The organism is Segatella sinensis (genome assembly GCF_040095255.1).
Taxonomy (GTDB): domain Bacteria; phylum Bacteroidota; class Bacteroidia; order Bacteroidales; family Bacteroidaceae; genus Prevotella; species Prevotella sinensis.
Window position 1 is genome coordinate 25,890 of the sequence record NZ_JBBNGE010000020.1, and the last position, 12,616, is coordinate 38,505.

Consider the following 12,616-nt stretch of genomic DNA (forward strand, 5'->3'; position numbering starts at 1 on the left):
GAATAAATTATGGATTCAGAGTTCGAGAACAAACCACAGAGTCAATCGTCTGAGAGCGAGAACACCCGAGAGGGCTTCAACGCAGGCGGTTATCAGAAGAGTTATCGTAGTGTAGGTCGCACACAGCGTCCACGTATTAACAGTCATCGCCCATCATTCAACAGCGATAGAAGTAGCAGTAGTAGCGAGGGTGGCTTCCGTCCGGAAGGCTTCGGTGCTGGCTTGCAGAGCAGTTCTACCAGCTCTAGCAGCGAGCGTCCACAGCGCAGCTATGGTAGCAGCCGTGGCAGCTATGGCAGCCGTCCACAGCAGGGTGGCTACAACAGCCGTGGTGGCTATAACAGCAACCGTGGTGGTTACAATGGTCGTCCTCAGCAGGGTGGCTATGGCAGCCGTCCACAGCAGGGTGGCTACAACAGCCGTCCTCGTTTCAATAATAACGCAGAAGGTGCCGATCAGCATCCATCAACTGGTGGCTATCAGCCACGTCAGCAGGGTGGTTACAATGGTCGTCCTCAGCATGGCGGTTACAACAGCCGTCCTCAGCATGGTGGCTACAACAGCAACCGTGGTGGTTATGGCCGTCCTCAGCAGGGTGGTTACAATAGCAACCGTGGCGGCTATGGTCGTCCACAGGGTGGTGGCTATGGCAACAAGCGTGGTGGTGGTTTCCGTCAGCACACTCCAGGATACGATCCAAATGCTAAGTATAGCATGAAGAAGCGTATCGAATACAAGGAGGAGAATATCGACCCAACAGAGCCATTGCGCTTGAATAAGTTCCTTGCCAATGCTGGTGTCTGCTCTCGCCGTGAGGCTGATGAGTTCATCCAGGCTGGTCTGGTAACTGTCAATGGTCAGGTAGTTACCGAGTTGGGTACCAAGATTCTTCGCACCGACGAGGTGAAGTTCCATGATGCAGTAGTATCTTTGGAGAAAAAGGTATATGTATTGCTCAACAAGCCAAAGGATTACGTGACAACCAGCGACGATCCTCAGCAGCGCAAGACTGTGATGGACCTCGTAAAGGATGTATGCCCTGAGCGTATCTATCCTGTAGGTCGTCTCGACCGTAACACAACAGGTGTACTCCTGTTGACCAACGATGGTGACCTGGCTTCTAAGCTGACTCACCCTAAGTTCTTGAAAAAGAAGGTATATCACGTACACCTCGACAAGAACCTCACTGCTCACGATATGCAGCAGATCAGCGAGGGTATCACTTTGGAAGATGGCGAGATCAAGGCAGATGCAGTAGCTTATGCTGACGAGCGTGACAAGTCACAGGTAGGTATCGAGATCCACAGCGGTAAGAACCGTATCGTTCGCCGTATCTTCGAGAGCCTCGGCTATCGTGTAACCAAGCTCGACCGTGTACAGTTTGCAGGTTTGACCAAGAAGAATCTCCGTCGCGGTGACTGGCGCTTCCTTACTGAGAAGGAAGTAGATATGCTCCGTATGGGTGCTTTTGAATAAGGATAATAAGATATAATAAGAAAGGAGACTATCTGTTTAGTCTCCTTTTTAACCTATTAATAAACAATGGAAAAAGTAAAAAGAACTAAAGTCGTTGACTTGCTCAAGAGCACAGCCTACGACTCAATCGTGAATGTTAAGGGATGGGTTCGTACCCATCGTAGTAGCAAAGCAGTCGATTTTATCGCTCTTAACGATGGTTCTACTATTAATAATATTCAGATAGTAGTCGACCCATCAAAGGTCGATGAGAATCAGCTCCGCCAGATTACCACTGGTGCCTGCATCAGCGTAGTAGGTACCTTGGTAGAGAGCCAGGGTGCCGGTCAGAGTGTTGAGATTCAGTGCGAAAGCATCGAAATCTATGGTCTTTGCGGCAACGACTATCCAATGCAGAAGAAGGGACAGAGCTTCGAGTACATGCGTCAGTATGCTCACCTCCGTCTCCGTACCAATACCTTTGGTGCTGTGATGCGTATCCGCCACAATATGGCGATGGCTATCCACACTTACTTCCACGAGCATGGATATTTCTACTTCAACACTCCTCTCATCACTGCCAGTGACTGTGAGGGTGCAGGTCAGATGTTCCAGGTAACAACCAAGAACCTCTACAACCTGAAGAAGACAGAGGATGGCAAGATCGATTATTCTGATGATTTCTTCGGTAAGCAGACTTCATTGACTGTTTCTGGTCAGTTGGAGGGTGAGCTGGGTGCTACAGCACTCGGTGCTATCTATACCTTCGGTCCTACCTTCCGTGCAGAGAACAGTAACACACCTCGCCACCTGGCTGAGTTCTGGATGGTTGAGCCAGAGGTTGCTTTTCTGGATATGGATGGTTTGATGGAGCTGGAGGAAGACTTCATCAAGTATTGTATCCGTTGGGCACTGGAGCACTGCAAGGACGACCTTGCTTTCTTGAACAAGATGATCGACAAGGGCTTGATTGCTCGTTTGGAGGGCGTTTTGAATTCAGACTTCGTTCATCTTCCATATACAGAGGGTATCCGCATCCTGCAGGAGGCTATCGCCAACGGCAAGAAGTTTGAGTTCCCATGTGAGTGGGGTGATGACCTGGCTTCAGAGCACGAGCGCTTCCTCGTAGAGGAGCACTTCAAGCGCCCAGTCATCATGACCAACTATCCAAAGGCTATCAAGGCATTCTATATGAAAATAGACGAGGAGGAGAGCGGCTTCGGCGGCAAGAGCGGTCAGACCGTTCAGGGTACCGACGTACTGTTCCCACAGATTGGTGAGATTATCGGTGGTTCTGTCCGTGAGGAGAGCTATGACAAGCTGATGGGTGAGATTGAGGCTCGCAATATTCCTATGAAGGATATGAGCTGGTATCTTGATACCCGTAAGTATGGTTCATGCCCACACGCAGGTTTCGGTCTCGGTTTCGAGCGTCTGATCCTCTTCGTAACCGGTATGCAGAACATCCGTGACGTGATTCCATTCCCACGTACACCAAAGAATGCAGAGTTCTAATCTTCGTTGATATCAACGAAAACAGAATATAGGATAAGTGAGGCTTCTTTTTCGGAGGTCTCGCTTTTATTTTGCCAACTAAGCTCTAGGTTTTGCTTATTTTTACATCTTTTCTTCCTCATTCTCATTATTTTATTGTACCTTTGCACCTAAAAATATAAAATCGTAAGAAAAATGGGAAAGATTATATTGACGGGCGACCGTCCAACAGGTAAACTTCACCTGGGTCACTACATCGGTTCCTTGCAGCGCCGAGTACAGCTTCAGAATGCTGGTGACTTTGACAGAATGTTCGTATTCATGGCAGACGTTCAGGCTTTGACAGATAATGCTGACAATCCTGAGAAGATTCGCCAGAACATTACAGAGGTAGCACTTGATTATCTTTCTGCGGGTCTCGATCCACAGAAGTGTACACTCTATATCCAGAGTATGATTCCGGAGTTGGCTGAGTTGACTACCTACCTGATGAACCTCATCTCTGTATCTCGTGTTCAGCGTAACCCAACCGTGAAGACTGAGATCAAGATGCGTAACTTCGAGGCAAACATTCCTCTCGGTTTCTTCTGCTATCCTGTGAGCCAGGCAGCCGACATCACCGCTTTCAAGGCTACAACCGTGCCTGCCGGTGAGGACCAGGAGCCTATGCTGGAGGTAACCCGTGAGTTGGTTCGCCGCTTCAACCAGACTTATGCGCCTGTATTGGTAGAGCCAGAGATTCTGCTTCCAGAGATTGCCTGCTGCCGTCGCCTTCCAGGAACCGATGGTAAGGAGAAGATGAGCAAGAGTCTCGGCAACTGCATCTACATGAGCGATGACGAGAAGACCGTTTGGAAGAAGGTGAAGAAGATGTCTAACGGTGAGCCACGCATGAGCATGGAAGAGCCTGGACATCTGGAGGGAAATGCCGTGTTCACCTATCTAGAGGCATTCTCTACTCCTGAGGACTTCGCTGAGTTCTGGCCGGAGTTCAAGACTTTGGATGAGTTGAAGGAGCAGTATGTGAAGGGTGGTATCGGTGATGGTACCTGCAAGAAGTTCCTGAACAGCGTCATCAACAAGATGCTTGACCCAATCCGTGCCCGCCGTCATGAGTTTGAGCAGGATATTCCTGAGGTATTCAATATCTTGAAGAAGGGTAGCGAGGATGCCCGCGAGTTTGCTGCCCAGACTATGGACGAGGTTCGCAAGGCGATGCGCATCGACTACTTCAGCGATGCTGCCTATATTGAGGAGCAGGCTGCGAAGTATAAAATTTAATGTTGAATGTTTAATGTTGAATGTTGAGTTAGGCATGCGCCCTATAATTCAACACTCAACATTCAACATTCAACACTTAATTATGAATAAACGAATATTGCAATTAGCGGTACCGTCGATAATATCCAATATCACGGTACCGCTTTTGGGTTTGGTAGATGTCGCCATCGTCGGACATATCGGCGATGCAGCGTATATCGGAGCCATTGCCGTGGGCTCGATGCTCTTCAATGTCATCTACTGGCTGTTCGGATTTCTGAGAATGGGAACCAGCGGAATGACCTCGCAGGCTTTGGGCAGGAGGGACTTTGCCGAGGTGGTGAGACTCCTGATTCGTTCCCTGGGCATTGGCGTGGGGATAGGACTGCTGTTCTTTATCCTTCAGAGATGGCTCATCGGATGTGGATTGTGGGCTATGTCGCCGGAAACTGATGTCGTGGAACTGGCTCGCAGATACTGCTATGTCTGCATCTGGGGAGCTCCCGCCGTGCTCGGACTCTATGGATTCACGGGCTGGTATATCGGTATGCAGAACACGCGCATTCCGATGGTGGTATCGCTCTCTCAGAATGTGGTGAACATCGTAGCCTCTCTGGTGCTCGTCTTCGTCTGCAGGATGACGGTAGAAGGTGTGGCACTCGGAACGGTCATCGCCCAATGGTGGGGATTTCTGATGGCCTGCGTGCTCTATCGGCTCTACTATCGCCGGTTGGGCAAATATGATTATCGCCAGCATCTCTTTGCCTCAGAACCGCTGAAGCGATTCTTCTCCCTGAACAGAGACATTTTTCTCCGTACTGTATGTCTGGTGGCTGTAAACCTCTTCTTTACAGCAGCCGGTTCCAGAGAGAGTACGCTGGTGCTGGCAGTGAATACCCTGCTGATGACGCTCTTTACCATCTTCTCTTATTTCATGGATGGTTTTGCGTATGCGGCAGAGGCTTTGAGCGGCAAGTATTATGGAGCCGGGAATAGGGAGGCGTTCCGGGAAGTGGTGAAGCGGACGATGGGCTTCGGTGTCGTGGTGGCGATTCTTTTCACCTTATTATATATAGTGGGTGGAGAAAACTTTCTCTCTTTGCTGACCAGCGACAGGCAGGTGGTGGCGGCTGCGGGTTCGTATCTGGGATGGGCGGTGCTTATTCCGATGGCAGGTATGTCGGCATTTGTCTTCGATGGCATCTTTGTGGGCATCACCCAGTCGAAGTCTATGCTTTGTTCCACCGCTGTAGCTTCTGCTTCATTCTTCGGAATGTATTTCGCCCTTCATCCTTTGTTGGGCAATCATGCCCTGTGGCTTGCCTTTATTCTCTACCTCGTTTTGAGGGGTATCGTATTATTCGTCATTTACCGTAGAAAACTGCGGTAAATGGCGAATTGTGTTTTAATAGAATATAATAATAGAAATAACGCACATTGTTCTTGAAAAATTGCACACTTGAAATATAGTGTGCGCATTTTATGGAAAAACTACATTAATTTAGTTTAAAACTTACGCTTTTATTCTTTTTCTTAGCATAATTTTCGTACTTTCGCAGAATAAAATTTAAAAATATAAAGAGTAAAATGACAGCAGAAGAGTATTATCAGGAAGGAAATGCCTGGCGAAAGCAAGGCGACTTCAAGCGTGCCCTCGACAGCTATATGGAGGCGATAGCTCTCGATCCGGAGAGTCCTGCCGTGGCAGCCAAGGAGATGCTGGATGATATCATGAGCTTTTATTGCAAAGACTACTACAATCCATAGCAATCTGTTGTGGACAGCAGCAGTTTTGGCTACTCCAGTGAAGAATGATAATATAAGAAAAAGAAAATATATAGAATATGAGCAAAATTAAAGGGGCCATTGTGGTCGATACGGAGCGTTGCAAAGGATGCGCACTCTGTGTAGAAGCTTGTCCTCAAGATGTCATCGCATTGGCTCTGAAGAAGGTCAATGTGCATGGCTATCGCTATGTTGAGGCTGTCAATGCCGATGTGTGTGTGGGGTGTACCTCGTGCGCCATCGTCTGCCCTGACGGCTGCATCACTGTTTATCGTAAGAAGGAGGATTAAACAATGGCAAATCAAGAAGTAACATTAATGAAGGGCAATGAGGCGATAGCCCATGCCTGTATCAGATGTGGTGCGGATGGCTTCTTCGGCTATCCTATCACACCTCAGAGTGAGATTATAGAGACGCTGGCTCTGCTCAAGCCTTGGGAGACATCGGGTATGGTGGTTCTCCAGGCAGAGAGTGAGGTGGCGGCTATCAATATGGTATATGGTGGCGCCGGCGCCGGTAAGCGTGTCATCACTACCTCATCCAGTCCGGGTGTGGCTTTGATGCAGGAGGGTATTTCCTATATGGCAGGTGCTGAGATTCCTGGAGTCATCGTCAATGTGCAGCGTGGCGGTCCGGGACTGGGTACCATCCAGCCATCTCAGAGTGACTATTTCCAGGCTACCCGCGGCGGTGGTAACGGCGACTACAACGTCATCGTGCTGGCTCCTGCTTCTGTTCAGGAGATGGCAGACTTTGTGGACCTTGCCTTCAACCTCGCCTTCAAGTATCGCAATCCGGCGATGATCCTGAGCGATGGCGTCATCGGACAGATGATGGAGAAGGTGGTGCTGCCACCTATGAAACCTCGCCGTACCGAGGAGGAGATTGCGAAGGAATGTCCTTGGGCTACCATCGGCCGTCCTAAGAGTCGCCCTGTCAACATCATGACCTCTCTGGAACTCAAGCCAGAGGTGATGGAGCAGCGCAATATCGCCCTTCAGGAGAAATACAGGAAGATTCGTGAAACGGAGGTTCGATATGAAACCGAGCAGATGGAGGATGCCGACTATGTGATCGTAGCCTTCGGAAGTGCGGCACGTATCGCCGAGAAGAGCATCGAGAATGCCCGAGAGCAGGGCATCAAGGTGGGTCTCTTCCGTCCTATCACCCTCTGGCCTTTCCCTGAGAAGGAACTCCATGAGCTGGCAAAGACCAAGAAGGGCATTCTGGTTGCCGAGATCAATGCCGGTCAGATGGTTCAGGATGTGCGCCTGGCTGTGAATGGACAGGCTCCAGTAGAGCACTTCGGTCGCCTGGGCGGCATTGTGCCGGAGCCGGAGGAAATCGTTGAAGCATTAAAGAAGTTAATAAAATGAATGATATAATTTCACCAGAGAATCTGGTATATAAGAAGCCTACGCTGATGAACGATACCCCGATGCACTATTGTCCGGGTTGTTCGCATGGCGTAGTTCATAAGCTCGTTGCCGAGGTCATCGAGGAGATGGGCATGGAGGATAAGACGGTGGGCGTTTGTCCGGTGGGCTGTGCCGTCTTCGCTTACCGCTATTTGGATATCGACTGGCAGGAGGCTGCCCATGGCCGTGCACCTGCTGTGGCTACGGGCATCAAGCGTTTGTGGCCAGACCGTCTCGTCTTCACCTATCAGGGTGATGGCGACCTGGCGTGCATCGGTACCTGCGAGACTATCCACGCCCTGAACCGTGGCGAGCATATTGCCATTATCTTCATCAACAATGCCATCTATGGTATGACGGGTGGACAGATGGCTCCAACCACCCTGTTGGGTCAGAAGACCGCTACCTGTCCTTACGGACGAGAGGCTGATCTTCATGGTTATCCACTGAACATCACCGAACTTGCCAGCCATCTGCAGGGTACCTGCTACGTAACCCGCCAGAGTGTGGAGACCGTGGCAAGCATCAAGAAGGCAAAGAAGGCAATCCGCAAGGCTTTCGAGGCAAGTATGCAGGGCAAGGGTTCCAGCCTGGTAGAAATCGTTTCTACCTGCAACAGCGGCTGGAAGCTCTCACCTGTTGAGGCAAACAAGTGGATGGAGGAGAATATGTTTAAGCAGTATCCTAAGGGCGACCTGAAGGATACAACAAATTTGTAAGAACAATGAAGACAGAAATCATTATATCCGGTTTTGGTGGTCAGGGCGTCCTTTCGATGGGAAAGATCCTGGCTTACTCAGGACTGATGGAGGACAAGGAGGTGACCTGGATGCCTGCTTATGGTCCGGAACAGCGTGGCGGTACAGCCAATGTAACGGTCATCGTGAGCGACAGCCGCATCTCTTCGCCTATCCTGAGCCATTACGATGTTGCCATTGTGCTCAATCAGCCATCACTCGATAAGTTTGAGCCGAAGATCAAGCCAGGTGGCATCCTGATTTATGATGGTTATGGCATCATGAATCCACCTCAGCGCAAGGACATCACCGTTTATCGCATCGATGCGATGAACAAGGCTGCTGAGATGAAAAACTCCAAGGTGTTTAACATGATTGTTTTGGGCGGACTGCTGAAGGTTTGCCCTGTGGTGAGCACCGACGGTTTGAACAAGGCACTCTACAAGTCGTTGCCAGAGCGCTATCACAACCTGATTCCATTGAACATGAAGGCCGTGGAAGAGGGTATGAAAATCATCGAGAAAGTAGAACGATAAGTTTCAAAATAGTACGCTAAGTTAGAGACAATAGGTCGATAGCTTAGCGGACTGATATTAATCATTTATAGATAAGCCGTATGACTAAAAAATCCAACTATCTATTATCCCTTTTCGGGGCATTATTGCTTTCATCTCCGATTCAGGCTCAGAATCTGTTGCCAAAACCGCAGCAGGTTACGATGGGCAAGGGCGTGTTTAAAACCAGCGACGGTGTGAAAGTAGAAAACCAGGTAGGCGCTGATGCCGAGAATGTCTATACCAAGGCGTGGAACGCCAAGGTGAACGATGCTGCCAAGCGGGTGGTGAAGTTCACCAAGCTTGCCAACGCCTCTTCGCCGGAAGCATACAAGCTTCATGTGGCACCTGATGCCATTGAAATCAGTGCCGCCAGCAGCGAGGGTTTCCTACGTGCCTGGCAGACCATGGAGCAGCTTACCACCAAGAAGGGCATTGCATGCTGCGACATCGTGGATGCCCCTGCCTATAAGTGGCGTGGATTGATGCTTGATGTTTCCCGTCATTTCTTCCCTATTTCCTTTCTCAAGAAGCAGATTGATGTGATGTCGGAGTATAAGTTTAACCGTCTCCATATCCATCTGACCGATGCTGCCGGATGGCGCATTGAAATCAAGCGCTATCCTCGACTCAACAACTTTGCAGCCTGGCGTTCGGGTAAGTTATGGAAAGACTGGAATGCCAATGGCAACAAGTATCTGGAGCAGGGCAGCGAGGGTGCCGAGGGTGGTTACTATACCCAGGATGAACTCCGCGACCTGGTGAAATATGCTGCCGAGCGTGGCATCACCATCGTTCCGGAAATCGAAATGCCGGGTCATTCAGAGGAGGTGCTTACCGCCTATCCAGAGTTATCCTGTACCCATGAGCCATACAAGCAGGCAGATTTCTGTCCGGGCAACATCGGAACCTACGATTTTCTGGAGAATGTCTTGAAGGAGGTGATGGATATCTTCCCTTCTCATTACATTCATGTGGGTGGCGATGAGGCTGCGAAGAAGTCATGGGGCAGTTGTGCCCTCTGTCAGAAGAAGATGAAGGAGCTGGGCATCGACAACGTAGATGGATTGCAGGCTCATCTCATTTCCCACATGGGCAAGTTCCTGAACGAGCATGGCAGACAGCTCGTGGGCTGGGACGAGGTGATTGCTGGAAATCTCTCCAAGAATACCACCGTGATGGTTTGGCGTGGCACCGAACTGGCACACGAGGCTATCAAGCATGGCTATGACGTGGTGATGTCGCCGGGAGCTTACTGCTACTTCGATATGTATCAGGATGCGCCGGGCACCCAGCCTGTGGCAAATGGCGGTTTCATTCCTACCGAGAAGGTGTATAGCTACGTGCCGGGAAGCGATCTTCCTGAGGCAGAACGTAATATGATTACGGGTGTGCAGGCGAACCTCTGGACCGAGCATATTCCTACTCCAGAGTATGCTGAGTACATGCTTTATCCTCGTGCCTTGGCTCTGGCTGAGATAGGATGGAACGGAACCAAGACCAAGAACTATCCTGAGTTCAAGACCCGTGCCCTGGCGCAGGTGGAACATCTGAAGGCTGAAGGCGTAAATCCATTCGAGCTGAAGAAGGAGATTGGCGAGCGCAAGGAAAAGATGATGCCGGTGCAGCACAAGGCTGTGGGTGCCAAGGTTACCTACAACCATGCTTACAACCGCTATTATCCGGCGGCTGGTGAACAGACGCTGGTGGATGGCAATATGGGCGGTTGGGCTCATGGCGATGGTCGCTGGCAGGGCTTTATCGGCAAGGATTGCTTCGATGTGACCATCGATCTGGGTAATTCTACCAAGATCAGCAGTGTAGGTACCGATTTCATGCAGAGCAGCGGTCCTGAGATTTTCTATCCTTCTCAATATACGGTATCAGTTAGTGAGGATGGCAAGAACTTCACCCAGGTATTTGACAAGAAGTATGAGTCGAGCAAGGAGCCGATTCTGAATTTCAAGACGCTTACCTGGAAGGGCAACAAGACAGCCCGCTACATCCGTGTTCAGGCGAAGCCAAGCAGCTTCGGCGGCTGGCTGTTTGTTGATGAGATAATCGTGAAATAATACGATTTCGTATATGAATTATGCAGATTGCATTATGCAGTTACATAATGCAATCTGCTCTTAGTTTATCCATCCAAGCAGGGACACCAGATAGGCGTTCCAGTTGATGGCAATTTCGTTTGAGACATAGCTGCCGACGTTATCCTGGTAGGATTCATCTGGTATATTGGAAGCATAGGCTGGTACGAATTCGGCATCTTCCTGTCCCTTGTTGGCTCCTCCAGCCACAAGACCAGGTACTGGCTCCTTGATATTGTCGGCTGCAGAGATACGGTGGTGGATATTCATGACCCTCTGGGTGCCGAAGCCTGTCAGGTAGCAATAGCCTGTGGCGTTACGTCCAAAGAAATAATCTAAGGTAGAAAGGGCGGCTTGCCTATACTTGCTGTCCTTTGTCAGGGCATACTCGTACATTTGGGCAATGCCTCTTCCCAGGCAGCTTTCAGAGTTGCTTCCCCAGTGGAAGTCTTGGGCGCTGTTGCCGAAGATACTGTGGAATGAAGAGGTAGCCAGTTCTTGGATATCCTCATCACATTTTTTCTTAAGAGATTCTTTGATCTCTTTCATAGGGAGCTTGCGAATCCCTCAAAGTTAGGGGTGGTGAGTTTATGATATACTCCTCCATCGGTTGGATCCTGCATGGTGAGCATCCACTCCAGGTTATACATCATCTCATCCAGGATATCCGGTATCTTATTGTCGGATTCCGGAATTTATAGTCGCCAGCATCGTACCATCCCTTGGGAGAGGATATGATGGTTCCCGCCGGTCTTTTAGGGCTTGCTGCCGAAGGATGCACCATGACATGAGTATCCAGGTGAGCTGCCGGGCGTGCATACTCGCCAGCATACTTTCTTTCCAAGCTCTCCCCAGAACGCTGATAGTAGTAGCCTTTGATGGATGCTTTCAAGGCTTCCGTATAGGGATCGCTGGAAATGATGAAGCTTTGTTGATGTCTTCCTGCTACCAGGGTGTACCTGCCAGGCTTGGTGATAGAGGTGAAGTCTATCTCCTGGCGGATCTTGCTGGAGAATGGGGATTTCTTGGTGGTTGCATGTTTTGTGCGCCAGACGGTTTTACCCTCTTGGTCTCTGATGAGGAAGCTTTTGGTCTTTGCCTCCGGCTCTATGGTTGCTATCTTGCTTTCATGGGTCAAATAGCCAACCTGGTTAACCTTGATGGGATTCTTCACTGAAGAAGCTGGCATCGTTACTGCTGTCAGCAGCGCCATAGTGGTTAAGATTACTTTTTTCATTTTTCCTTGTTTTTAAAGTGTTATAGTTGTTTTATGCTTATTTAAATCTGTTTTTCAATCCATGCCATCAGTACTGCTACAGCATACTGCTGTTCTTCTCCTGTCAGCTGTCTTCCGGCAGGTATATGATGCCATTTGAAGAAACAACCACGGCAGCAGCAGCCTGTAGCATGCTGGGCTATGAATACAGGATGCCCTCTCATAGGCGTCTGCTTGCCGTCATTGGGAATCACGGCAGGAGCAAGGCGTTTGGCAACGAAATCCTCTGCATGCTTACGGATGGTTTCCAGGCCCTTTTCTGCAATATATTCCTTATCCCTCTTCGAAAGGTGGAAACGGCTGCGGAATGCTGATTTGGAAAGTCTTTCAAACAGACCTGTCAAGTCATACTCTTTGTCTGGAGAGGTATGGTTTTCCTCGTTTTCTGAAGAGACAGTATCTTTCTGATAATCCTCTTTCTCCTCTGGAAACAAATTGAGTTCTACATATCTGGCATGGTTTGCCCTTGAATCTTTTTTCATATCTATTTATCTCCTATATCTGTTTCATCCTTGTAGATAGATACATTCTTATCGAATTTACAAAT

The 12,616-nt window shown here is 49.4% G+C and carries 13 protein-coding genes; 10 read left to right on the plus strand and 3 right to left on the minus strand.

The genetic code is table 11. The features are described 5' to 3' along the window. The first annotated feature begins 9 nt into the window (after nt 1-9). The 10 genes from AAAT87_RS07445 (at nt 10) to AAAT87_RS07490 (ending at nt 10,775) form a co-directional block, all read left to right on the plus strand. Nucleotides 10-1,476 carry a pseudouridine synthase gene (locus AAAT87_RS07445; RefSeq protein WP_349226073.1) on the plus strand — a complete coding sequence of 489 codons (1,467 nt, stop codon included), beginning with the start codon at nt 10-12 and terminating at the stop codon, nt 1,474-1,476. A 66-nt stretch (nt 1,477-1,542) separates the two neighbouring features. Next, nucleotides 1,543-2,970 carry an asparagine--tRNA ligase gene (gene asnS, locus AAAT87_RS07450; RefSeq protein ID WP_089544977.1) on the plus strand — a complete coding sequence of 476 codons (1,428 nt, stop codon included), beginning with the start codon at nt 1,543-1,545 and terminating at the stop codon, nt 2,968-2,970. A gap of 174 nt (nt 2,971-3,144) precedes the next feature. Beyond that, a complete protein-coding gene (gene trpS, locus AAAT87_RS07455; RefSeq protein ID WP_006848325.1) occupies nt 3,145-4,230 on the plus strand; it encodes a tryptophan--tRNA ligase in 1,086 nt (361 codons plus the stop codon). An 82-nt stretch (nt 4,231-4,312) separates the two neighbouring features. Further along, the gene (locus tag AAAT87_RS07460) at nt 4,313-5,599 is read left to right on the plus strand and encodes an MATE family efflux transporter (RefSeq protein ID WP_296972368.1); all 1,287 of its coding nucleotides are present in this window, start codon (nt 4,313-4,315) and stop codon (nt 5,597-5,599) included. Between the two features lie 197 nt (nt 5,600-5,796). Continuing rightward, on the plus strand, nt 5,797-5,976 hold the full coding sequence (locus AAAT87_RS07465) for a tetratricopeptide repeat protein (RefSeq protein ID WP_089544974.1): 180 nt from the start codon (nt 5,797-5,799) through the stop codon (nt 5,974-5,976). A 77-nt stretch (nt 5,977-6,053) separates the two neighbouring features. After that, nucleotides 6,054-6,284 carry a 4Fe-4S binding protein gene (locus AAAT87_RS07470; protein ID WP_349226074.1) on the plus strand — a complete coding sequence of 77 codons (231 nt, stop codon included), beginning with the start codon at nt 6,054-6,056 and terminating at the stop codon, nt 6,282-6,284. 3 nt (nt 6,285-6,287) lie between these two features. Then, nucleotides 6,288-7,370, plus strand: a complete 1,083-nt coding sequence (locus AAAT87_RS07475; protein WP_349226075.1) for a 3-methyl-2-oxobutanoate dehydrogenase subunit VorB — start codon at nt 6,288-6,290, stop codon at nt 7,368-7,370. Beyond that, entirely contained in the window at nt 7,367-8,131 is a 765-nt protein-coding gene (locus AAAT87_RS07480; RefSeq protein ID WP_089544971.1) for a thiamine pyrophosphate-dependent enzyme, read from the plus strand. Before AAAT87_RS07475 ends, AAAT87_RS07480 begins: the two co-directional genes overlap by 4 nt. 5 nt (nt 8,132-8,136) lie before the next feature. Further along, nucleotides 8,137-8,685 (plus strand): 2-oxoacid:ferredoxin oxidoreductase subunit gamma family protein, encoded by a 549-nt coding sequence (locus tag AAAT87_RS07485; RefSeq protein WP_349226076.1) that lies wholly within the window; start codon nt 8,137-8,139, stop codon nt 8,683-8,685. An 80-nt stretch (nt 8,686-8,765) separates the two neighbouring features. After that, nucleotides 8,766-10,775 carry a glycoside hydrolase family 20 protein gene (locus tag AAAT87_RS07490; protein ID WP_349226077.1) on the plus strand — a complete coding sequence of 670 codons (2,010 nt, stop codon included), beginning with the start codon at nt 8,766-8,768 and terminating at the stop codon, nt 10,773-10,775. Between the two features lie 60 nt (nt 10,776-10,835). Here AAAT87_RS07490 and AAAT87_RS07495 read toward each other — a convergent pair whose 3' ends face one another. The 3 genes from AAAT87_RS07495 to AAAT87_RS07505 all read right to left on the minus strand — a co-directional run bounded on the left by AAAT87_RS07495 (nt 10,836) and on the right by AAAT87_RS07505 (nt 12,551). Continuing rightward, the gene (locus AAAT87_RS07495) at nt 10,836-11,342 is read right to left on the minus strand and encodes a glycoside hydrolase family 9 protein (RefSeq protein ID WP_349226078.1); all 507 of its coding nucleotides are present in this window, start codon (nt 11,340-11,342) and stop codon (nt 10,836-10,838) included. A gap of 100 nt (nt 11,343-11,442) precedes the next feature. Continuing rightward, nucleotides 11,443-12,030 (minus strand): cellulase N-terminal Ig-like domain-containing protein, encoded by a 588-nt coding sequence (locus tag AAAT87_RS07500; RefSeq protein WP_349226079.1) that lies wholly within the window; start codon nt 12,028-12,030, stop codon nt 11,443-11,445. 41 nt (nt 12,031-12,071) lie between these two features. Next, the gene (locus AAAT87_RS07505; protein WP_349226080.1) at nt 12,072-12,551 is read right to left on the minus strand and encodes a DUF4186 domain-containing protein; all 480 of its coding nucleotides are present in this window, start codon (nt 12,549-12,551) and stop codon (nt 12,072-12,074) included. Nucleotides 12,552-12,616 lie beyond the last annotated feature (65 nt).